We start from the raw sequence: 21,524 nt of genomic DNA, 5'->3' as shown, positions 1-21,524 counted from the left end.
AAGTTGAAGATTGGCGAAAGCCTGGGCGACATCCGATCTCCCCCCTTGCGGGGGAGATGGCCGGTAGGCCAGAGGGGGGTGTGAAGGATCGCGGCGGCGAAGGTTATCGCCTCTTGATCACAAGCTTCATCTGCTTATTCGTATCCCTCCCCACCCCCGCCTTCGCGCACGCCTCCGATCGTGGCCATGTCCTGCTCCTGCCGACCGGCTACTATCTGGTCGGCGGCGCCTTCGCCGTGGCCATCAGCTTCCTCGTGCTGGCGCTGCTGCCTGCGGATTTGCTCGACCGTTTCTGGCGCCGGCGCCTGCCGTTGTTTGCCCTCAGAGACGCCACCCGCGCCGCCATCAGCCTGCTATCCTTCGCCGGCTTTGCAATTCTCATCGCCGCCGGCTTTTTCGGCAGCCGCGACCCACTTTCCAATCCTCTGCCACTGGTGATCTGGACCCTCTTGTGGGCCGGCGTCACGCTGCTGCAGGGTGTCTTCGGCGACCTCTGGTCATGGCTGAACCCCTGGTATGGGCCGTGGCGCCTTACCTCGCGCCTGTTCGGGACCGGGGATCACGGAGCATGGCGCCTGCCCCGATGGGTCGGCTGCTGGCCGGCTGCCATCCTGTTCTTCGCCTTCGCCTGGTTCGAACTCATCGATCCGGCGCCCGACGATCCGGCACGGCTGGCTTTTGCCGCCGGCCTCTACTGGCTGTTCTCTTTCCTCGCCATGCTGGCGTTCGGCTATCGCGGCTGGAGCCGCAGCGGTGAATTCCTGACGGTCTTCTTCTCGATGGTGGCGCGCTTCGCCATGGTCGAACGCAGCCAAGATGGCCGGCTTGGCCTGTGCTGGCCCGGCGCCAAGCTGCTGGCCGCGGAGCCCTTGCCGGCCAGCGGCATCGCCTTTCTGCTGCTGGCCTTGTCGTCGGTATCCTTCGACGGCCTGTCGAAGACCTTCTTCTGGCTCGGCCTGTTCGGTATCAACCCGCTCGAATTTCCCGGCCGCACGGCGCTGATCGGCAGCGGCACTTTCGGCCTCGTGCTGACATTCGTGCTGCTGGCGGCGGTGTTCCTGCTTGCCGTCCGGCTCGGCCAGCGTCTTGCCGGCAGCGACCACACTCTCGGCCGGGTCGCAGGCCTGCTGGTGTGGTCGATCGTGCCGATCGCGCTTGCCTATCACGTTGCGCATTATCTGACGGCCCTGCTCGTCGACGGCCAATATGCGCTTGCGGCACTTTCCGACCCGTTCGCGATCGGCTGGAACCTGTTCGGCACCGCCGACATGCAGATCGAGACCGGCATCGTTGCCGGGGCGGACTCGGCGTGGTGGCTGTGGAATGTCCAGGCCGGCGCCATCATCCTGGGCCATGTGCTCGCCGTCCTCGTCGCACACGGCTTCGCCTGGCGCCTGCACCCACAGCCCTCCCGCGCGGCACTCAGCCAGTTCCCGCTCACCTTGCTGATGATCGCCTACACCGTCTTCGGCCTCTGGTTGCTTGCCACGCCGACCACCGGATGAGAAAAGGACGGCCTCGATATCGTTGGGGAAGCTCGCTTGCCACATCAAGGCTTTGGTGATTTAGTTTGTACACATGCAATTTTTTGCGTCCTCTGAGCGAGGATGCCGAAGCCGCCTTATCGTTGGTCAAAACTGAAAAACAGGGGAACGAACATGGCTGACAAGAACGGATTTTTCGACCTCTCCAAGACTGCCCTGACCCGCCGCACGGCGCTGAAGGGGTTAGCCGCGGGCGCCGGCCTCGGCCTTGCCCCCGGCTTCGTCCGTTATTCCCAGGCGCAGAGTTCGGCGCCGATCAAGATCGGCTTCCAGTCGCACCGCACCGGCATCGGCGCCGCCTATGGCCGCTGGTACGAGAAGACGACGGCTGCCGCGGTCAAGGCGATCAATGCCGCCGGCGGCATCAACGGCCGTCAGGTCGAGGTGATCATCGAGGATGACGGCACCGATCCCGGCCGTGGCGCCGAAGTGGTCGGCAAGTTCGCCACCCAGCATAAGACCGACATCGTCTTCGGCACGCTGTTCTCGCATGTCGTCATCGGCTCGGCGCCCGCCGCCGGCGAAAACAAGATGCCCTATTTCGTCGTCAGCGAAGGCCATCACGTCGCCTCGACAAAGCTGAACCGCTATGTCTTCCAGCCCGGCATCACCGACGTGAAGAGCCAGATCCAGTCGATGGCGCCGTGGATCGCGGCCAATGCCGGCAAGAAGGTGACGCAGATCTTCCCCGATTTCGCCTTCGGCTACGACCATCGCGACTACCTGCCGCCGGCACTGAAGGCGCAAGGCGGCGAGGTCATCGCGCAGATCGCCATCCCGCCGACGGAATCGTCCTTCACCAAGTACTTTCCGCAGATCCCGGCCGAGACCGAGGTGATCTACCACGTCATGGTCGGCCCGGCCGTGCTCACCTTCGTCAAGGAGCTCGGCGAGTTCTACGGCTCCAACCGGCCGCAACTGTTCGGCTTCATCGATTCGCTCGAAGCCACCGACATCAACAGCCCCGGCCTCGAATTCCTCGACGGCAGCCATTTCTGGGAAGGCTCGCCGCGTTATGCGCAGGCCGATGATTCCGAAGCGCAGAAGGCCTATCGCGCCGCCGTCGGCATCGACGACAATGGCGCCGCCGTCGGCGATCCCAAGGATGTCTCCACCGCAGCCCACATGTTCGGCTGCTGGGAGACGCTCTATGTCGTCAAGAAGGCAATGGAAGACGCCGGCTACAAGGGTCCGGAAGACCGCGCCAAGCTGGTCGAGGCGACCGAGGCCCTGACCGAGTTCGCCGAAGGTCCGGAGCATCCGCAGGGGCCGAAAACCTTCAACGGCAAGATCCACCAGTGCTTCGGCATCCAGAACATCTCCAAGGTCGAAGGCGGCAAGCTCAAGGTCGTGCACAAGACCAAGATCGAAGACGGGCTTTACGAGGCCGAGGGGGATTACACGACGCAGGCGCTGTGAGGCTTAGCTTCAGCAGCGTGAGCGCCAAGGCACCCCCCTCTGTCCTGCCGGACATCTCCCCCGCATGGGGGGAGATCGGCAGTTCGTGCGACGGCGCCTATCTGCCCGCGTTGATGGTTGGCGATGCCAGCGACGACATTCAATCTCCCCCCTTGCGGGGGAGATGCCCGGCAGGGCAGAGGGGGGTGCCTCGCGCATCCGCTGGTACCTAGCCCATGCACTTCGGTCCTCACCTCCTCCTCGCCGCCCTCGAAGGCCTCGTCACATCGGCGGTGCTGGCGCTGACGGCGCTCGGCTTATCGCTGGTGTTCGGCGTCATGCGGGTGGTCAATGTCGCGCATGGCGAGTTCTTCATGCTTGGCGCGGTGCTCGCCTGGGCGATCACCACGGCCATCGGCGGTCACCCTGCGCTCGGCTTCCTGGCGGCGCTGGTGATTGCGCCGCTGATCGTCGGCGCCATTGCGTTGGTCGCCGAACGGCTGGTGCTGCGCCGGCTCAATTATAATCCGGAAGCCACCATCGTCGCCACCATCGGCATGCTCTACATCATCCAGCAGCTGGCGCTGACCTTCTACGGCCCGGAGGCGCGGCCGGTCGAGCCGCCCTTCAGCTACCGCATCCTTTTGCCGTGGTTCGGCTATTCCGGCTACAAACTGTCTGTTGTCGCCATTTCGGCGCTGCTGCTCATCGCGACATGGCTGGTGCTGACCCGCACCAGGATCGGCCTCGTCATGCGCGCCACGCAGTATGACAGCGAAACCGCACAGGCCTTCGGCATCCCTGTCGGCCGTGTCTATGGCGGCGTCTTCGCGCTCGGCGCCATGCTGGCGGCCATTGCCGCGGTGCTGATCGTGCCGATCAGCCAGGCGCATTATCTGATGGGACAGGATCCGCTGCTGCTCTCCTTCATCGTCGTCATCATCGGCGGCCTCGGCTCGCTGCGCGGAACGGTCGTCGCCGCCGTGCTGATCGGCCTCTCCGACGGCATCATCTCGATGTTCTTCTCGCCGACTTTGGCCAAGATCATCGCAACGCTGCTGGTCGCCATGGTGCTGGTGTTCCGCCCGCAAGGCCTGTTCGGGACGGCATCGCGATGAGCGAAGCTTCGCCGGCAAAAGCCTATGCCCTGCATCTCGGCGTCATCGCGCTGCTCTTCGTGCTGAGCTTCGTGCTGCCGGAGTACTATCACGGCCTGCTTGCCCGCATCATGGTGCTGGCGGTCTTTGCCATGGGTTACAACATGCTGTTCGGCTATGTCGGCCTACTTAGCCTCGGCCACGCCATGTTCTTTGCCGCCGGGCTCTATGGCGCCGGCCTTGCCGTCATCCAGCTTGGCTGGGGCGTACCAGCGGCATTTGCCGCTGGGATTGCCTGCGGCGCTGTGCTGGCGCTGGTGATCGGCCTGCTGGCGCTGCGCACCACGGGTGTCGCCTTCATGATCGTCACCATGATGTTCGCCCAGGTTTTTTATCTCCTCATTCTTTATTTCGCGACGTGGACTGGCGGCGACCAGGGCATGGTCGTCCCGCAGCCGGCGCGGGTGCTTAGCTTCGGCACGACATCGCTCGAGCTCACCAATCCAACGGTGCGCTACTTGACAGCGCTCGGGCTGTTTTCGATCGTGCTTCTCGTCAAGTTGGCCATGGTCCGCTCCCGCTATGGCCGCGTGCTGGTCGCCATCCGCGAGAACGAGGAGCGGACGAAGATGCTGGGATACGACACTTTCTCCAACAAGCTCGCCGCCGTCGTCATCTCCGGCATCATCTGCGCGGCCTCGGGTGCCGCCTATGCACTGCTGTTCGGCTATGTCGGATCGAGCTTCGCCTCGGTGCAATATTCGATCCTGCCGCTGCTGTGGGTGCTGCTGGGGGGTGCTGCCACAACGCTTGGGCCGCTGATCGGCACGCTGTTTATGTACTATGTCATCGACATCACCAGCGGCTACACCTCCGCCTATCTGCTGATCGTCGGCATCGCGCTCATCCTTTTGGTGCTGTTTTTCCCCAAAGGCATTCTGGGCAGCATCCGCCAGCGCTGGCTTGGGTGGCTGCCATGATGCCGCTTTTGACCACCAAGGGCCTGTCGCGCAATTTCGGCGGCCTGCGCGCCGTCGACGGCGTCGATTTCGCGCTGATGCCCGGCGAAATCCGCGCCGTGATCGGCCCCAACGGAGCGGGGAAAACCACCTTCGTCAGCCTGGTCAGCGGCCGCATCCAGCCGTCTGCCGGCATGATCGTCTTCGACGGCGCCGACATCACCAATCTGCCAGCCTATGTCAGGGTGCGCAGGGGCATCGCCTACACCTTCCAGCTCACCAGCGTCTATGCCAACCTGTCCGTTTACGCCAACGTCGCGCTGCCCGCGCAACTGACGCTGCGGCATGGCAGCCATTCCAAGAGCGCGATACAGGCCGCTGTCATGTCAGCACTCGAACGCACCGGCCTGGCCGATCGTGCCCACATGCCGGCCGGCCAATTGTCCTACGGCCATCAGCGCCTGCTGGAAGTGGCGATGGGCCTGGCGCTGAAGCCGCGCCTGCTGATCCTCGACGAACCGACGCAAGGCCTGGCCGACTCTGAGATCGACAATTTCATCACGTTGGTGCGCGAGATCGCCAAAAACGCCACCGTGCTTCTGATCGAGCACAACATGCCCGTGGTCATGCAACTGGCCGACCGCATCACCGTCTTCAACGCCGGCAGGATCCTCGCCGAAGGCACGCCCGAAGCAATCCGCGGGAACGTGGCGGTGCAGGAAGCCTATCTGGGGACCGCCCCATGACCGAGACAAACAAGGCCGAGGCGACGTCTCAAGCACTCACCATCTCGGGGCTCGATTGCTTCTATGGCGAGGTCCAGGTGCTCTATGGCCTCGACCTGGTGCTGAACAAGGGCGAGGTGCTGTGCCTGTTCGGCCGCAACGGCGCCGGCAAGACGACGACGCTCAAAGCCATCATGGGGCTGGTTCCCTCAAGCGCCGGCTCGATCAAACTGGCTGGCCAAGAGTTGACCGGGCTACCGGCGCATGAGGTGCCGAAGGCAGGCGTCGCCTATGTGCCGCAAGGCAGGCGGCTGTTCGCCGAGATGACGGTGGCCGAAAACATCGAGATCGGCCTGATGGCGCGCGGCAAGGGCAAGGCGACGCGTGAAAATGTGCTCGACCTCTTTCCGCTGTTGCGCCAGCGGCTGAGGCAGCGCTCCGGTACGCTGTCCGGCGGCGAGCAGCAGATGCTGGCGATGGCGCGCGCGCTCTGTCTCGAACCGCAGGTGCTGCTGCTCGACGAGCCTACCGAAGGGCTGATGCCGTCGATGATCGCCAAGATCCGCGAGACGGTGTCGAAGCTGCGCGACATGGGCGTTTCGACCATCCTGGTCGAGCAGCGTGTCGATGCGGTGCTTTCGGTCGCCGACCGCGTTGCCTTCATCGAAAACGGCCGCAACCGCGAGACGGTCGATGTCGAGGAATTGCGCGCCGACCCGTCGGCGGTGCCCCGTTATGTCGGCGTGGGTTGATCAGCCGAAGAACAGAAAACCCGCACCCAAAAATGTCGGGATCAGCACCAGGCCCGACCATGCCATATAGCCGAAAAAGCCCGGCATCTTGACGCCGCGATGCCTGGCGATGGCGTAGACCATGAAGTTCGGCGCATTGCCGATATAGGTGTTGGCGCCCATGAACACCGCACCGGCCGAGATCGCAGCCAAAGTCGAGGCGAATTCCGTCATCAGGTGCCGGGGGTCGCCGCCGGCAAGCTCGAAAAACACCAGATAGGTCGGCGCATTGTCGAGGAAGGATGACAGCGCCCCTGTCAGCCAGAAATAGGCGAGATCGTTGGGCTGGCCGGAGGGCGAACTGACAAGTGACACCAGCGGCGCCAGCGCACCCTCATGGCTTGCCCTAAGGATGGCGATGACCGGCACGATGCAGATGAAGATGCCGGCAAACAATTTCGCCACCTCCGATATCGGACCCCAGTTGAAGCCGTTGGCTTCCCGGTGGCTCTTGTAGGAGAGCGGAAGCGACAGCAGGGCCAGCGCCAGGATGATGGCGTCACGCACCAGATTCTGCAGTTCCAGGCTGACCCCGAACACGGAGAAGCTGACGCCCGGCTTCCAGGCTGCCGACAGCAGGATGGCGCCGATCACGCCCGCCAGCAGCGGAAGGTTGGCCAGGCCGCGCAGACGCACCTTGGTATCCGGTGTCGGATCCTTGATCTTCGGCGCGCCGGCCTCGCGCCGGTGCAGGATGATGTCGATGCCCAGGAAGACGGCCAGCACGACGCCGCCGACGAACAGCGTTTCGCGCCAGAGGTTGGCGGTCGTCCAGAAGAAATCGACGCCTCTGAGGAAGCCGACGAACAAAGGCGGGTCACCCAAAGGTGTCAGCGAGCCGCCGATGTTGGAGACGAGGAAGATGAAGAAGATGACGACATGGGCGTTGAACGGCCTGTTATCATTGGCGCGGATGATCGGCCGGATCAGGATCATCGAGGCACCGGTCGTGCCGATCACCGAGGCCAGCAGCGCGCCGACCAGCAGCAGGCCGGCATTCACCAGCGGCGTGCCGTGAATGTTGCCGGCAATGAGAATGCCGCCCGAAATGGTGAACAGCGCAAACAGCAGGATGATGAACGACATGTATTCGGTGAGCAACGCATGCAGCACCGCTTCGGTCGCTGTGGGGACACCGAAGGCAACCGCCAGCGGCAGGACCACCAGAGCGCCCCAAAGGGCCGCGATCTTGCCGTAGTGATGCTCCCAGGCATGAGGAAACAGCAGCGGACCGGTGGCGATCGACAACAACAGCCCGGCAAAGGGCAGCGCCCACCACAGCGACATCGAAGCGCCGGGCAGGCCGTGTTCCTCCGCCGCGAAAGCCTGTGCCGGAAACAGCATAGCGGCAATTATCGCAGCGCATGCAGCCAACAGGGGAATCGGATATGAAAAAGGCCCCCTCATCCGGCCGCTACGCGGCCACCTTCTCCCCGTTGGGGAGAAGAGACGAGCTTCGGTGCCGGCAACCTCCTCTCCCCTCGGGGAGAGGTCGGATTGACCCGAATTGCTCTTCGCAATTCGGTTGGCAATCCGGGTGAGGGGAAGCTTCACCGAAGGCAACAATCCTGCCTTTAAAAATCGGATCTTTACCTGTTGCCCCACGATCCGTTCAATCCGACAAAGGGTCTTCGAGCATCACGCCGGCGTCGCGCATGCGCTGCAGCATGGCATGGAGCGAGCCGTTGAGATCGATGCCGCGGCAGGCATCGAGCCGCACTGTGGTTTTAAAGCCCTGGCTGACGGCATCCAGCGCCGAAAAGCCGACGCAGAAATCGGTTGCCAGTCCGACCAGGGTCAGCGTGTCGATGCCGCGCTCCCGGAGATAGCCGGCAAGGCCGGTCTGTGTCGTGCGATCGTTTTCGAAGAAGGCCGAGTAGCTGTCGATATCAGGGCGAAACCCCTTGCGGATAACGAGTTCGGCCTTGGTCCAGGCGAGGCCGGAATGGAAATCCGAGCCCAGGCTGCCCTGAATGCAATGATCCGGCCACAGCGTCTGCTGGCCGTACGGCATCTCGATCATGGTGAAGGGATGCGCGCCCGGATGGCTCGAAGCAAAGCTGGAGTGACCGGCGGGATGCCAGTCCTGCGTCAGCACGACATGGTCGGTTCGCCGGATCAGGTCGTTGACCAGCGGCACGATCTCATCGCCGCCAGCAACCGCCAGCGCGCCGCCCGGACAAAAATCGTTCTGCAGGTCGATGACGACAAGCGCTTCGTCGGCCATGGGCTTTCCTCTTCCGTATGCAGGCTCCAGTGGAAAATGCCGCTGACGCGACCGGACGCAGAAACTTGACCAGATGGCCGGCGGCGTCAACCTCTCGCGACATAACAAATGCGTGCCGGCCGGGTCGCTGCAAACTCCGGCTTTGACAAATCCTGCGGGCTTGATATCATTTGCATACGAATGAATTTCTCGGCTGAACGCCGGAAATACCGGATTCGGAAAGTTCCTTTTCTGGAAGGCAAAGCGTGATCCGTTACGCGAAACCCACCTCGGTCGACGAAGCGCTCGCTTTGCTTGGCGAGGGCGCCTGGCGCATCCTTGCCGGCGGCACCGATTTTTATCCCGCACAGGGCAGCAAACCCTTCCGCGACAATGTTCTCGACATTAACGGCCTGGGTTCGCTGCGCGGCATTGCCGAGACGAGCGATCATTTCGTCATCGGCGCGCGCACGACCTGGACCGACATCGTCCGCTATCCCTTGCCGCCGGCCTTCGACGCCCTGAAGCAGGCGGCGCGGGAGGTCGGCTCGGCGCAGATCCAGAACGTCGCCTCGGTCGCCGGCAATCTCTGCAACGCCTCGCCTGCCGCCGACGGCGTGCCGGCCCTGCTGGTCCTCGACGCCGAGGTCGAGCTGCGCTCAGTTGCCGCGACGCGGCACCTGCCGCTGCAGGACTTCATTCTCGGCAGCCGCCGCACGGCTCTGTTGCCCGGTGAGATGGTCACGGCCATCCGCGTGCCGAGAACCGCCCCTACCGGCATGTCGGCTTTCATCAAGCTCGGCGCGCGCCGTTATCTCGTCATTTCCATCGCCATGGTGGCGGCGCGTCTGGTCGTCGACAATGGCACCGTCCGGCAAGCGGCCGTCGCCGCCGGCTCCTGTTCGGTGGTGGCCAAGCGGCTGGCAGGCGTCGAAGCCGCGTTGTGCGGGCTGCCGGCGGATGGCGAGCTTGCCTATGCGGTCCTGTCCGCGCCGATGAGCGAACTGTCGCCGATCGCCGATGTGCGCGGCAGCGCCGAATACCGGCTCGATGCGGTGCGCGAGATCGTTGCCCGCGCCGTGCTCGCGGCTGTGGGGCGGACGACTGGCGAAGAGGTGGCGGCATGAGCCAAATTCAGCCTGACGTGCGTGAAGCGGTGCCCGACCTGGACAGCGTCCAGCCAGGCTACGGCGCTGCGCGCACCGATATCGTCTTCGAGGTCAACGGCGCCGCCGTCTCGGTCAATGTGCCGCCGCTGCGCCGGCTGTCGCTGGTGCTGCGCGATGAATTGCTGTTGACCGGCACCAAGGTCGGCTGCGACGCCGGCGACTGTGGCGCCTGTACGGTGCTGGTCGACGGCGATCCCGTCTGCGCCTGCCTGATGCCGGCGGCTTCCGCTGCCGGCGCATCGGTGACGACAGTCGAAGGGCTTTCCAACGGCCGGCTGTCGGCGCTGCAGGCCTCTTTCCTCGCCCACGGCGCCGCGCAGTGCGGGATCTGCACGCCCGCTCTGTTGGTTGTGGCGACGGCGTTGCTGGAGAAGAAGGCGAGCCCGACCGAGGTCGAGGTACAGGACGCGCTCGGCGGAATTCTGTGCCGCTGCACCGGCTACCGGAAGATCATTGCCGCAGTGATCGATGCCTCCGGGCAGGCAGCAAGCCTGGATTTCCGCTTGCCTCCATCCGGCCACGCGATCGGCTCCTCGCCGGTCCGACTCGACGGCTTGCCGAAGGTCACCGGGGCTGAGAAATTCGGCGGCGATTCCTTCCCCGCCGATGCGCTGGCCGTGCTGGTGGTCCGCTCGCCGCATTATCACGCCGCTTTCGCCTTCGGCGACCTCGACGGCTGGGCGAAACAGCATCCTGGCATCGCCGGGGTCTTCACCGCCGCCGACATTCCGGGAAAAAACTGTTTCGGCGCTATCGGCCCATTCGCCGACCAGCCGGCGCTGGCCGAAGGTTTTACTCGTCTTCGCGGCGAGGCGGTGGCGCTGGTCGCCGGCGAGCGCGAGGCGATCCTCGATCTCGACCTGTCGGATTTTCCTATCCGCTGGAGCGAACTGCCGCATTTTCTGCAACCCGCCGAAGCGCAGGCCGAAGGTGCGGCGCTGATCCACGAAAACCGCTCGGCGAACCTGCTCACCTCCGGCCTGGTCGAGCGCGGCGACCCCGAGACGGCGATTGCCGGTTCTGCTTTCACCGTGTCCGGCACCATCCACACCGCCTATGTCGAGCACGCCTATATCGAACCGGAAGCCGGCTATGCCTATCTGGACGGCGACACGCTGGTCGTCGTCGCCTGCACCCAGGCACCCTATATGGATCGCGACGAGACGGCGAAGGTGCTCGGCCTTGCCGTCGACAAGGTGCGTATCGTGCCGACCGCGACCGGTGGTGGTTTCGGTTCGAAACTCGACGTCTCGCTGCAGCCGCTGATCGGCCTGGTGGCGCTGAAGACCGGGCGGCCGGCAGCATTGGCCTACACCCGCAACGAATCGATGATGTCGACCACCAAGCGCCATCCGGCCGAGATGAAAGCGACCATCGGCGCCGATGCCGATGGCCTTGTCACCGGCATGATCTTCGAAGGTGACTTCAACACCGGCGCCTATGCAAGCTGGGGCCCTACCGTGGCCAACCGCGTGCCGGTGCACGCCTCGGGACCCTACGCGACGCCGAATTACCGTGCCGAAGGCCGCGCCATCCACACGCATGGGCCGATCTCCGGCGCCTTCCGCGGCTTCGGTGTGCCGCAGGCGACGATCATGCAGGAGACGCTCTATGACGAGCTGGCCGGCAAGCTCGGCATGGATCGGCTCGACTTTCGGATGAGGAACTGCCTTCGGAACGGGTCCGAAACGGTTACCGGGCAGCGGCTGGACTCAGGCGTCGGCATCGCCGAATGCCTCGAATCGCTGCGGCCGCATTGGGCGCGCGCGAAAGCCGACGCGGATGCGTTCAACGGTGCCAACAGAGACAAAAAGCGCGGCGTAGGCATCGCCTCCTGCTGGTATGGCTGCGGCAACACCTCGCTGCCCAACCCGTCGACCATCCGCGTCGGCATCGCGGCTGACGGCACTGTCATCCTACACCAAGGCGCCGTCGATATCGGCCAGGGTTCGAACACCGTCATCGCCCAGATCTGCGCCGACGCGCTTGGCCTGCCGCTGGAGAAATTCCAGCTGAAGAGCGCCGATACGTCAATCACTCCCGACGCCGGCAAGACATCGGCCTCGCGCCAGACCTTCGTCACCGGCAAGGCGGCCGAAAAGGCCGGCCGCGCCTTGCGCGAAAAGATCCTGCGTTTCGCCAATGTGTCCGAAATGGCATCGCTGCAACTCGACGGCCCGGCGATCGCCATCCGCGAAGGTGAAGCCACGCGCCGTATCGACCTCGCCTCGCTCGACGTGGATGCCGAAGGCTTCGTCTTCCGCGCCGAGGAAACCTACGACCCGCCGACGCTGCCGCTCGATGCCAAGGGACAGGGCAAACCCTACGCCGTCTATGGCTATGGCGCGCAGATTGCGGAACTTGAGGTCGATCTCAAGCTCGGCACGGTGAAGCTGATCAAGATCACCGCCGCGCACGATGTCGGCAAGGCGATCAACCCGCTGCTGGTCGAAGGCCAGATCGAAGGCGGTATCGCGCAAGGCATCGGCATGGCGCTGATGGAGGAGTATATTCCCGGCCGCACCGAGAATTTGCACGACTATCTCATTCCGACCATCGGCGACGTGCCGCCGATCGAAACCATCCTGATAGAAGTTCCGGACCCGGAAGGACCCTTTGGCGCCAAGGGGCTGGGCGAGCATGTGCTGATCTCGACGGCGCCTGCGATCCTCAACGCCATCCGCCACGCCACCGGCGTCCTGGTCACCAAGATTCCGGCGACACCGACGCGTATCCGCGCCGCCATTCGCGAAAAGGAGGCACGCCGATGAGCGAGCTTGCCGAGCGCTTCGAAACCCACGATCCCGGTGAGAAGCTGGTGGCGGAGAAGATCCGCTGCGATGCCTGTCCGGTGATGTGCTACATCGCCGACGGGCGCACCGGCGCCTGCGACCGCTACGGCAATGTCGGCGGCAGCATCGTGCGGATGGACCCGCTGACCATCCTCGACCATGCGGCGGAGGCCGGCGCGGCAATCGTGCCGTTCGTTGCCGAGGGCGAGGCATGGGACGGCGAACTTATCAACACCGGCCGCCGCTTCGTCACCGCCATCGGTGCAGGCACCACCTATCCCGACTACAAGCCGGCCCCGTTCATCGTCAGCCAGGAGGTCGAGGGCATCGATCTCGTCACGGTCGTTACCGAGGGCATTTTCTCCTACTGCGGCGTCAAGGTGAAGATCGACACCGACCGCCATATCGGGCCCGAAACGGCTGTGGTGAGATCGCAAGGCGAGGCGATCGGCCATGTCACGACGGGTGAATATGGCTCGCAGATGCTGTCGCTGGGCGGCGTGCATCATCTGACCGGCGGCTCCAAGGCAGAGGGCCGCGCCACCTGCGACGCGCTGCTCAATCTGTGCAACCGCAAGCCGGTGGAACTGGCCATCGACGGCGGCGCCACCATCATCGTCGAAGCCGGCAAACCGCCTGTTATCGATGGCAAGCAGGAACACCGCATGCGCGTCGGCTGCGGCTCGGCCACCATCGGCATGTTCGCCACGCAATGGCGCGGCCTTGTCGACGAGGTGGTGGTGGTCGACGACCACATCACCGGCGTCGTTTCCGAGCATCAGGCCGGCAAGGTGCTGGGCTGGCAGGACACCGGGATTAAAATCATCGGCCGCCGTTCGACGCCGGGCCGCTATTTCAAAGTTTCCGAACCCGGCCTCGGCTGGGGCGGCACCAGCATCTCCGACCCGCTGTCGATCCTCGGCGAATGGAATGCCAAGAAGGGCGCACGGCCGGGCCTGTCGCTGCTGATGGTGTCGACCACCGGCGAGCAATTCGCCTACTACGAACTCGACGACGAATTGAAGCCGGTCCAAAAACCGTTTCCCGAACGGCTGCAAAAGTCCGTCGGGCTAATCGAGGACAATTGCGAGCCGGCGCTGTGCACGGTGCTCTTCATCGGCGGCGCCGGTGGTTCACTGCGCGCCGGCGTCACCGAGAACCCGGTCAACCTGACCCGTTCCGTGCAGGGCCTGACCACCTATGTCACGGTCGGCGGCGCGCCGGTCTATGTCTGGCCGGGCGGCGGCATCACGCTGATGGTCGATGTTATCAGGGTACCCGAAGGCGCCTTCGGCTATGTGCCGACCCCCGCACTTGTGGCGCCGATCGAATTCACCTTGCGCCGCGACGACTATATCAGGCTCGGCGGCTATGAGGCCGAGATCCGCAGCGTCGAGGACATCGTTGCCAAGGGTGGCGAATACCTCAATCCGCGCCGCGGCACCGGTGCCGCGGCCAGCAATCCATGGCCGCCGCTGGCGCAACTGCGCCGCGCGGGTTCCAACGGGGCTGGGTGATGGACGGCCCACAAGCGCATTGGCTGCAGGACGGCAAGCGGCTGCATCTCAACCACGGGCCGATCGACCTGATCGTCGAGGCCTTCGGCGAGGTGCACGAACGCCGCCTGGCCTATGAGCAGGCGGCGTCGCGCTTCCAGACCATTTTGACCGAGCTGGTTGATGAACTTCCCGAACTGCGCCGTCCTGCGTCGTTGCGCCCTCGCCTGTTCTCCGGGTCGACGGCACGACGCATGGAGGCGGCGGTCGTGCCGCTGGCGGAAAAATTCATCACGCCGATGGCCGCCGTCGCCGGTTCGGTGGCCGACGAAATGCTTGATGCGCTGCTGGCGGGTCGCCAACTCGATCGCGCCTATGTCAACAATGGCGGCGATAGCGCCATCCATCTCGGCGCCGGCCAGTCGATGACGCTTGCCATCGCCGGCACCGGACACGGTCTGGCCGACCGCATCGTCATCCGCGCCGAGGATGGCGTGCACGGCGTTGCCACCAGCGGCTGGCGCGGACGCTCGTTTTCGCTGGGCATCGCGGATGCGGTGACCGTGCTGGCGAAGACCGGAGCCGAAGCCGATGCCGCCGCGACGCTGATTGCCAATGCCGTCGATCTGCCCGGCCATATGGCCATCCGGCGTGTGCCGGCGCGCGATCTGGCGCCGGACAGTGACCTTGGCGGCCGCCTGGTGACGCAAGAAGTCGGCCGGCTTTCTTCTTTGGAGATTGCCACGGCGCTGGACAGCGGGCTTGCCGTCGCCGAAGATTTCCGCCGCAGGGGATTGATCGCCGCATCGGCCCTGTTCCTTGCCGGCCAGACCCGCATCAGTGGTTCCATGGCGCTTGCCGCGCCCAACAAAATCCCAGGGAAGGAAGTTGCGCATGCCTGAGTTTCCGATCCGCAAGATCGCGGTTCTGACCGAGGAAATCTTTCACGAAGGCGGGCCGGTGGCCCAAGTGCCGCGCCGCCGCGCCGCCGCCATGGCGCTGGTGAAGAACCCGTTTGCCGGTCGCTACGTGGAAGACTTGCAGAGCGCCATGGACGATCTGAAGCCACTCGGGCTGCTGCTCGCCGACCGGCTGATCGCGGCGCTCGGCGGCGACGTCAAACAGATCGACGGCTATGGCAAGGGCGCCATTGTCGGCACGTCAGGTGAACTCGAGCACGGTGCGCTCTGGCATGTGCCCGGCGGCTACGCCATGCGCGAACGGCTCGGCGACGCCAAGGCGATCGTGCCGTCGGCCAAGAAGGTCGGTGCTTTCGGTTCAAGGCTCGATGTGCCGCTCGGCCACATCAACGCCGCCTATGTGCGCAGCCATTTCGACGCCATGGAAGTCGGCATCAATGATGGGCCGCGCCCCGACGAAATTCTGTTCTGCCTCGCCATGACCTGCGGCCCACGCGTGCACGACCGCATGGGCGGGCTGGCAGCCAAGGACATCAAGGCCTGGGACGGGCTGCGGTGAGCGCCGAGGACAATCTGCTCAAGCTCGTCGAGGTCGAAGAGCCTGAGGAACACGATTACCTCCTGCAGGAGCAGGTCGGCTTCATCCTGCGCAAGGCGCATCAGCGCCATGTCTCGATCTTTGCCGCGCATATCGGCGATCTGACGCCGCCGCAATTCGCGGCGCTGGCCAAGCTGCGCGACGTCGGCGAGACCTCGCAGAACCAGCTCGGCACGCTGATCGCCATGGACGCGGCGACTGTGAAAGGCGTCATCGACCGGCTGAAGGCACGTGGCCTGGTCGAGCTTTCCAAGCACGAGGTCGACAAGAGGCGGCTGCTGGTCAACCTGACCGCGGAAGGCCGCGACGCCATCGAGCGCCTGATTCCGCTGGCCCGCGAGATCACCCAGGAAACGCTAGCGCCGCTCTCGGCCAAGGAGATCGCCACCTTCATGAAGCTGCTGGCGAAGCTGGCTTAGAGCGGCGGCATGGTCCTTTCCTCTACCTCCGGAGGGGGGAGAGGTGGCGCTGCGAAGCAGCGACGGAGTGGGGGAACCACCTGGCAACCGCCGCCAACGAATATTGAAAGGGGACCAGGGCGCAAGAATCTTCCTGCACCGCGCCAAGGGTCGACCCCCACTCCGTCGAGCTGCGCTCGATACCTCTCCCCCGATCGACGGGGGAGAGGAAGGGTGCCAAGCTGTCCCTGGGACGAAGAACCTGGACCTTGGGCCGGCACTTATCCCCGGCGAAAACTCAGAGGCCGTTGTCCTTCAGCACCTGAGCGGCGTTTTCCTTGGTGATCTTCTCGGTCGGCAAGGTGATGGTCTTTTCGACCTTTTCGCCATTGAGGAACTTGATCGCTTGGCGCAAGCCTTCGGCGCCGGGGGTGACATAGGTGAAGGTTGCCGTCAGTTCGCCCTTGTTCACCATCTGCACACCTTCGTTTGGCAGACCGTCGATGCCGATGAACTTGATGTCCTTCTCACGGCCGACATCCTTGGCGGCGAGATAGGCGCCATAGGCCATCGGGTCGTTGTGGCCATAGACGAGATCGATCTTCTCGTTGCTCTTCAGCGCATTGGCCATCAAATTGTAGGCCTGGTCCTGCTTCCAGTCGCCCGACTGCTGGTCGAGCAGATATTTGATGCCCGGTTCCTTGTCGGTGAATTCATGGAAGCCGTCATGGCGGTCATGCGCCGGCTGGGTGCCCATGCCGCCCCAGATCTCGACGACGTTACCTGATGCCTTGCCCTTGCCGCCAAGCAGTTCGACGGCATATTCGCCGGCCGCGCGGCCGATCAGTGCGTTGTCGCCGCCGACGAACTGCGTGTAGTCCTTGGTGTCGACATTGCGGTCGAGCACGAAGACCGGAATCTTGGCGTCGATCGCCTGCTGCACGACACCGGTCAGGCCGGCGGATTCCTTCGGCGATACCAACAGTGCGTCGACCTCCTGACGGATCAGGTTCTCGACATCGGCGACCTGCTTCTCCGTCTTGTCCTCGCCGTCGGTGATGATCAGCTCGACCTCGGGATGCTTGGCGGCTTCGGCCAGGATGTCCTTGTTGAACTGCGCACGCCAGGGCTCGATGGTCGTCACCTGCGAGAAGCCGATCTTCCACTTCTTGTCCTGGGCGAAGGCATTGCCGCTGGTCAGCAGTGCGGTGGTGGTCAGCAATGCCGCGGTCATGGCAGCAAGCTTCAGCATGTCACGTCGTTTCATTTTTGTTTCCTCCGAGATTGAGAGACGATGTCTCTTGTGACGGCCGCTTTGCCGCGGCCGTTTCCTTGCGCGCCGTTTGCCCGCCTGGCAGGCGCAGATAGGCCAGGAGATCACCGGCATTGCGCTCCTGCACGAGCACGGTGCCGATGATGATCATCCCCTTCAGCACCAGCTGAAGGTTCGAATTGATGTTGTGAAGCTGCAGGATGTTGGAGAGCAGCCCGAAGATCAGCACACCGCAGAACGTGCCGGTGAGGCTGCCGCGCCCGCCCATCAGGCTGGTGCCGCCGATGACGACAGCGGCGATGGCGTCAAGCTCCAGCCCTGCGCCGGCATCCGGCTTTCCCTGCCGGTATTGCGCGACATAGAGCACGGCGGCGATGCCGGCGAGCAGCCCGGAGACGGCATAGGTGGCGATCTTGACGCGGCCGGCGGCGATGCCCGAAAGCCGCGCCGCCTCCTCATTGCCGCCAATGGCATAGACATAGCGGCCGAACGGCGTGAAGCGCAGCACCGCGCCGTAGATCACGATGGCGCCGAGGAAGAACAGGCCGGGCATCGGGATGATGCCGAACACCAGCGAGCGCAATATCTCGAAATCGGCGGTGGCGTTGGAGCCGGTATAGACCGGCAGCACCGCATTGTTCTGGCCTGCGGTCAGCCGGGCGATGCCGAGCGCCGTCACCATCATCGCCAGCGTGACGATGAAGGGCTGCAGGCGTCCGGCAACGATGATGAAGCCGTTGAGCGCGCCGAACAACAACCCGACGCATGGCGCCACCAGCAGCACGCCGAGCACGCCGAATTTCGGCTCGATCTGCGGCAGCAGGTACCAGAGCGACAGGCAGCACAGGACCACGCCGACGACGGCGGGCGTGACTAGGCCGCGAATACCGTCCAGCCTGATGTCGCGGACGAGATCGGCACCGGCACGGGATTTCGCAAGGTTCTGGAAGATGAAGCGGGTGACGACGAAACCGAGGCAAAGCGCCACCAGTGCGACGGTCGGCATGCCCAGCACGACGCCGGGCGTCACGCCTGGAACCGTCAGCAGCATGGCGCAGACCACCGTGCAGATGGCCATCAGCGAGCCGACCGAAAGATCGATGCCGCCGGTGATGATCACCGCCGTCATGCCGGTAGCGATCAGGCCGGTGGTCGACACCTGGCGCAACACGTCGAGCAGATTGCCGTAGGACAGGAAGATGTTGTTGCCCTTCGAGCTCATCGGCGAGCCCAGCACGCCGATCAGGAAGATGGCAATCAGGCCCCAATAGAGCTTGGTTTGGGACAGGAGTTTCAGGGCAGTCATGCGGCTGGTCTCGATATGGTCCGGCGCGGTGCGGCGAGGCGCATGATGGCCTCCTCGCTTGCCGCATCGCGGGAAAGAATGCCTGTCTGGCGGCCATCGGCCATCACCAGGATGCGGTCGGAGAGATGCAGAAGCTCCGGCAGTTCGGAGCTGATGACGGCGATGGCGAGGCCGTCGCGCGCCAACTGGAAGATGAGGTCGTAGATCTCGCGCTTGGCGCCGACATCGATGCCGCGCGTCGGCTCGTCCAACAACAACACCCTTGGCTTGGTCGCCAGCCATTTGCCGATGACGACCTTCTGCTGGTTGCCGCCCGACAGCGTGCGGGCGGGTTGGTCGATGTCCTGGCAACGAATGCCTAGCGCCTTGACCGCCTGCCGCGCCAGCCCCTGCTCGCCGGCCAGCGAGCGGATGCCGAAGCGCGCCAGCGAACCGACCAGCGGCAGCGCGACATTGTCTGTGATCGAAGCCTGCAGATGCAGGCCTTGCGTCTTGCGGTCCTCGGTCACCAGTGCGATGCCCAGCCGCCTTGCGTCGCGGGGCGAACGGATATCCACGGGCCTGCCGTCGACCTGGATCTCGCCACCGGTGCGGCCATCGCTCGAGCCGAAGATCGCTTCCAGGATCTCGGTGCGGCCAGAGCCCAGCAGCCCGCCGATGCCAAGGATTTCTCCGGCGGCAAGATCGAAGCCGACGCCGTCGATCACCGTGCGCCAGCCATGGGCATCGGGTTTCGACAGCGACAGGTTCTCGACTGAAAGCACGATTCTGCCACTGGGGCCGCGCTCCCCCTCGGAGGAAGCCAGCAGGTTGCGGCCGACCATCGCCGAAATGATCGCATCCTCGTCGAGCTCGCCCATCGGCTCGGTCAGCACATGGCGCCCGTCGCGAAACACTGTGACGCGGCTGGCCAGATGCATGACCTCGTCGATGCGATGCGAGATGTAGACGATGGCGACACCGCTGTCGGCAAGCTGGCGGATGATGCGGAACAGCCGCTGGCATTCGGCCGGCGACAGCGCCGAGGTCGGCTCATCCATGATCAGGATGCGTGCCGACATCGACAGCGCCTTGGCGATCTCGACCAACTGCTGTTCGCCGACGCGCAAGGCGCCGACGCGGGCTTGCGGATCGAGTTCGATGCCGAGCCGCTGCAAAAGGGCGCCCGCCGCGCGGCCGCTCGCCTTGCGATCGACGATCAGCCCGGCGATGAGCTTCTCGCGGCCGAGGAAGATGTTATCGGCGACGCTGAGTTCGGGCACCAGGTTGAGTTCCTGATGAATGATGGCGATGCCGGCATCCTCGGCGTCGCGCACGCCGCCGAAGCTGACCGGGCGGCCATCGACGCTGACCGTGCCGTCATAGCCGGTATAGACGCCGGAGAGGATCTTCATCAGCGTCGACTTGCCGGCGCCGTTCTCGCCCATCAAGGCATGAACCTCGCCGCGACGCAGCTCGAAGCCGACATCGACAAGCGCGGCGATGCCGCCGAAGCTCTTGGAAATGCGCTCGGCACTCAGAACGGTGTCCGACCGATCAGCCGCACCGTGCTGCGGGGAAAAGGAATTGCTCTCTTGCATGACAATGGCGGCCTCCCTCCGTCGTCGTCAATTTCCCGCAAACGCTAATCTAAACGTTTCGATCATGTCAAGCCGGTATAAGGTGCCGGACGTTTGATGCAATTCGATTCTTGCATAAAAGGACAGGATTCCGTACGTATTGGCCAGCAAGGGGTGTCGAAACGTTTCGAAAATGACAGCGTCAGGGCAAAAAAGACACCGCAAATCCACCGCGCCCACCATGCTTCATGTGGCTGAAGCGGCGCGTGTTTCTGTCGCCACCGTTTCGGCGCTGATCAATGGCACGGCGACAGTCAGCCCGGAGCTTAGCCAGCGCATCGAGCAGGCGATCCGCGATATCGGCTACAAGCGCAACGCGATCGCCCGCAGCCTGAAGATGGGCACGACCCGCACCATCGGACTGACCGTGCCGCACATCACCAACCCGTTCTTCACCGATGTCGTCTCGGTCATCCAGCAGGCCTTCGACCGGGCCGGCTATGCCGTCATGCTGTGCTGTACGGACGAGGATTTGAACACCCAGGACGACCAGATCAAGCTGCTGCTCGACCGCATGGTCGACGGGCTGATCGTGGCGCGCGTCGGCGACGGCGCGATCCTCAAGCGGATCGTCGACGACGCCAACGTGCCGGTCGTGCTGCTCGATCGTATCTGCAAAGGCGTCGACACCGATGCCGTGGTGCTGGACAACCAGCGCGCGGTGTTCGACGCCATCACCTATCTGATCAATCTCGGCCACCGGCGCATCGGTTACATCACCGGCACCTCGGACATCTCGCCGATGCATGACCGCATGGCGGGATATCGCGAGGCGCTTCACGCCGCCGGCCTGCCGATCGCCGAAGAACTGATCCGCTTCGGCAATTTCCATGAGATCGACGGCTATAACGAAACCATGCAGATGCTTTCCTCGCACGATCGGCCAAGTGCTATCTTCTCGGCCAACAACCCGATGGTGATCGGCACCATGAAGGCGATCCGCGACATCGGCCTGTCCTGCCCGGAAGACATTTCGGTCGCCTGCTTCGACGACTTTCCATGGTCCGACGTGTTCCAGCCGCAGTTGACCACGGTGGCCCAACCGGTGCAGGCGATCGGAGAACAGGCGGCCAATCTGCTTCTCGACCGTCTTGCCGGCAACAGGGACGCGCCGCCGCGCAAGCTTTTGCTCAAGGGCCGGCTGATGATCCGCAATTCATGCCGTCCGCTCGGCGCGATTGCGCAGAGCGTGAGCGCGTAGCCTTCCCCCGGCGTAAGTCGTACCAGGACTTC

Annotated in this window: 18 protein-coding genes; 13 read left to right on the top strand and 5 right to left on the bottom strand. The window is 64.3% G+C overall.

Annotation, left to right across the window (positions count from 1 at the left end):
• The first annotated feature begins 56 nt into the window (after positions 1-56).
• From EOA13_RS26255 to EOA13_RS26230, 6 genes are all read left to right on the top strand, one after another.
• A complete protein-coding gene (locus EOA13_RS26255) occupies positions 57-1,505 on the top strand; it encodes a hypothetical protein (RefSeq protein ID WP_127296504.1) in 1,449 nt (482 codons plus the stop codon).
• 153 nt (positions 1,506-1,658) lie between these two features.
• Positions 1,659-2,963, top strand: coding sequence for an ABC transporter substrate-binding protein (locus EOA13_RS26250; protein WP_127296503.1), 1,305 nt, complete (start codon positions 1,659-1,661; stop codon positions 2,961-2,963).
• 215 nt (positions 2,964-3,178) lie between these two features.
• The gene (locus tag EOA13_RS26245; protein ID WP_127296502.1) at positions 3,179-4,060 is read left to right on the top strand and encodes a branched-chain amino acid ABC transporter permease; all 882 of its coding nucleotides are present in this window, start codon (positions 3,179-3,181) and stop codon (positions 4,058-4,060) included.
• Positions 4,057-5,019 carry a branched-chain amino acid ABC transporter permease gene (locus EOA13_RS26240; RefSeq protein ID WP_127296501.1) on the top strand — a complete coding sequence of 321 codons (963 nt, stop codon included), beginning with the start codon at positions 4,057-4,059 and terminating at the stop codon, positions 5,017-5,019. Before EOA13_RS26245 ends, EOA13_RS26240 begins: the two co-directional genes overlap by 4 nt.
• On the top strand, positions 5,016-5,744 hold the full coding sequence (locus EOA13_RS26235) for an ABC transporter ATP-binding protein (protein ID WP_127296500.1): 729 nt from the start codon (positions 5,016-5,018) through the stop codon (positions 5,742-5,744). The genes EOA13_RS26240 and EOA13_RS26235 overlap by 4 nt, the downstream gene beginning before the upstream one ends.
• Positions 5,741-6,475: an ABC transporter ATP-binding protein gene (locus EOA13_RS26230; protein WP_127296499.1), complete on the top strand. Its 735-nt coding sequence runs from the start codon at positions 5,741-5,743 to the stop codon at positions 6,473-6,475. The genes EOA13_RS26235 and EOA13_RS26230 overlap by 4 nt, the downstream gene beginning before the upstream one ends.
• Here the strand turns inward: EOA13_RS26230 and EOA13_RS26225 are convergent, their stop codons facing one another.
• A complete protein-coding gene (locus EOA13_RS26225; RefSeq protein ID WP_206535314.1) occupies positions 6,476-7,858 on the bottom strand; it encodes a sodium:proton antiporter in 1,383 nt (460 codons plus the stop codon). It abuts the gene before it with no gap.
• Positions 7,859-8,126: 268 nt separating this feature from the next.
• Positions 8,127-8,741 (bottom strand): bifunctional nicotinamidase/pyrazinamidase, encoded by a 615-nt coding sequence (gene pncA / locus EOA13_RS26220; protein ID WP_127296497.1) that lies wholly within the window; start codon positions 8,739-8,741, stop codon positions 8,127-8,129.
• Between the two features lie 245 nt (positions 8,742-8,986).
• Between pncA and EOA13_RS26215 the strand changes: the two genes are divergently transcribed.
• The 6 genes from EOA13_RS26215 to EOA13_RS26190 are packed head-to-tail and all read left to right on the top strand — an operon-like array spanning position 8,987 to position 16,114.
• On the top strand, positions 8,987-9,847 hold the full coding sequence (locus EOA13_RS26215) for a xanthine dehydrogenase family protein subunit M (protein WP_127296496.1): 861 nt from the start codon (positions 8,987-8,989) through the stop codon (positions 9,845-9,847).
• A complete protein-coding gene (locus EOA13_RS26210) occupies positions 9,844-12,660 on the top strand; it encodes a molybdopterin-dependent oxidoreductase (protein WP_127296495.1) in 2,817 nt (938 codons plus the stop codon). Before EOA13_RS26215 ends, EOA13_RS26210 begins: the two co-directional genes overlap by 4 nt.
• On the top strand, positions 12,657-14,198 hold the full coding sequence (locus tag EOA13_RS26205; protein WP_127296494.1) for a 6-hydroxynicotinate reductase: 1,542 nt from the start codon (positions 12,657-12,659) through the stop codon (positions 14,196-14,198). The genes EOA13_RS26210 and EOA13_RS26205 overlap by 4 nt, the downstream gene beginning before the upstream one ends.
• Entirely contained in the window at positions 14,198-15,079 is an 882-nt protein-coding gene (locus EOA13_RS26200) for a UPF0280 family protein (protein ID WP_127296493.1), read from the top strand. Before EOA13_RS26205 ends, EOA13_RS26200 begins: the two co-directional genes overlap by 1 nt.
• Positions 15,072-15,656, top strand: a complete 585-nt coding sequence (locus EOA13_RS26195) for an amino acid synthesis family protein (protein WP_127296492.1) — start codon at positions 15,072-15,074, stop codon at positions 15,654-15,656. The genes EOA13_RS26200 and EOA13_RS26195 overlap by 8 nt, the downstream gene beginning before the upstream one ends.
• A complete protein-coding gene (locus EOA13_RS26190) occupies positions 15,653-16,114 on the top strand; it encodes a MarR family transcriptional regulator (protein ID WP_127296491.1) in 462 nt (153 codons plus the stop codon). The genes EOA13_RS26195 and EOA13_RS26190 overlap by 4 nt, the downstream gene beginning before the upstream one ends.
• A 277-nt stretch (positions 16,115-16,391) precedes the next feature.
• Here EOA13_RS26190 and EOA13_RS26185 read toward each other — a convergent pair whose 3' ends face one another.
• Genes EOA13_RS26185 through EOA13_RS26175 form a run of 3 tightly spaced genes read right to left on the bottom strand, consistent with a single transcriptional unit; the run spans position 16,392 to position 20,252 of the window.
• Positions 16,392-17,360, bottom strand: coding sequence for a substrate-binding domain-containing protein (locus tag EOA13_RS26185; protein ID WP_127296490.1), 969 nt, complete (start codon positions 17,358-17,360; stop codon positions 16,392-16,394).
• On the bottom strand, positions 17,347-18,672 hold the full coding sequence (locus tag EOA13_RS26180; protein ID WP_127296489.1) for an ABC transporter permease: 1,326 nt from the start codon (positions 18,670-18,672) through the stop codon (positions 17,347-17,349). Before EOA13_RS26180 ends, EOA13_RS26185 begins: the two co-directional genes overlap by 14 nt.
• Positions 18,669-20,252, bottom strand: a complete 1,584-nt coding sequence (locus tag EOA13_RS26175) for a sugar ABC transporter ATP-binding protein (RefSeq protein WP_127296488.1) — start codon at positions 20,250-20,252, stop codon at positions 18,669-18,671. The genes EOA13_RS26180 and EOA13_RS26175 overlap by 4 nt, the downstream gene beginning before the upstream one ends.
• 220 nt (positions 20,253-20,472) lie before the next feature.
• Between EOA13_RS26175 and EOA13_RS26170 the strand changes: the two genes are divergently transcribed.
• On the top strand, positions 20,473-21,492 hold the full coding sequence (locus EOA13_RS26170; RefSeq protein ID WP_127296487.1) for a LacI family DNA-binding transcriptional regulator: 1,020 nt from the start codon (positions 20,473-20,475) through the stop codon (positions 21,490-21,492).
• Positions 21,493-21,524 lie beyond the last annotated feature (32 nt).

Source organism: Mesorhizobium sp. M7A.F.Ca.US.011.01.1.1, from assembly GCF_003998295.1.
GTDB lineage: Bacteria > Pseudomonadota > Alphaproteobacteria > Rhizobiales > Rhizobiaceae > Mesorhizobium.
The sequence above is the reverse complement of the archived record's forward strand: the minus strand, read 5'-3'. Positions and strand labels throughout refer to the sequence as shown.

What these genes read in the sequence shown, in the direction of transcription:
- EOA13_RS26255 (WP_127296504.1), top strand. Translation starts at nt 57, where the DNA reads ATGGCCGGTAGGCCAGAGGGGGGTGTGAAGGATCGCGGCGGCGAAGGT.
- pncA (WP_127296497.1), bottom strand. Translation starts at nt 8,741, where the DNA reads ATGGCCGACGAAGCGCTTGTCGTCATCGACCTGCAGAACGATTTTTGT.
- EOA13_RS26175 (WP_127296488.1), bottom strand. Translation starts at nt 20,252, where the DNA reads ATGCAAGAGAGCAATTCCTTTTCCCCGCAGCACGGTGCGGCTGATCGG.
- EOA13_RS26210 (WP_127296495.1), top strand. Translation starts at nt 9,844, where the DNA reads ATGAGCCAAATTCAGCCTGACGTGCGTGAAGCGGTGCCCGACCTGGAC.
- EOA13_RS26205 (WP_127296494.1), top strand. Translation starts at nt 12,657, where the DNA reads ATGAGCGAGCTTGCCGAGCGCTTCGAAACCCACGATCCCGGTGAGAAG.
- EOA13_RS26225 (WP_206535314.1), bottom strand. Translation starts at nt 7,858, where the DNA reads ATGCTGTTTCCGGCACAGGCTTTCGCGGCGGAGGAACACGGCCTGCCC.
- EOA13_RS26195 (WP_127296492.1), top strand. Translation starts at nt 15,072, where the DNA reads ATGCCTGAGTTTCCGATCCGCAAGATCGCGGTTCTGACCGAGGAAATC.
- EOA13_RS26170 (WP_127296487.1), top strand. Translation starts at nt 20,473, where the DNA reads ATGCTTCATGTGGCTGAAGCGGCGCGTGTTTCTGTCGCCACCGTTTCG.
- EOA13_RS26250 (WP_127296503.1), top strand. Translation starts at nt 1,659, where the DNA reads ATGGCTGACAAGAACGGATTTTTCGACCTCTCCAAGACTGCCCTGACC.
- EOA13_RS26245 (WP_127296502.1), top strand. Translation starts at nt 3,179, where the DNA reads ATGCACTTCGGTCCTCACCTCCTCCTCGCCGCCCTCGAAGGCCTCGTC.
- EOA13_RS26235 (WP_127296500.1), top strand. Translation starts at nt 5,016, where the DNA reads ATGATGCCGCTTTTGACCACCAAGGGCCTGTCGCGCAATTTCGGCGGC.
- EOA13_RS26200 (WP_127296493.1), top strand. Translation starts at nt 14,198, where the DNA reads ATGGACGGCCCACAAGCGCATTGGCTGCAGGACGGCAAGCGGCTGCAT.
- EOA13_RS26185 (WP_127296490.1), bottom strand. Translation starts at nt 17,360, where the DNA reads ATGAAACGACGTGACATGCTGAAGCTTGCTGCCATGACCGCGGCATTG.
- EOA13_RS26230 (WP_127296499.1), top strand. Translation starts at nt 5,741, where the DNA reads ATGACCGAGACAAACAAGGCCGAGGCGACGTCTCAAGCACTCACCATC.
- EOA13_RS26180 (WP_127296489.1), bottom strand. Translation starts at nt 18,672, where the DNA reads ATGACTGCCCTGAAACTCCTGTCCCAAACCAAGCTCTATTGGGGCCTG.
- EOA13_RS26240 (WP_127296501.1), top strand. Translation starts at nt 4,057, where the DNA reads ATGAGCGAAGCTTCGCCGGCAAAAGCCTATGCCCTGCATCTCGGCGTC.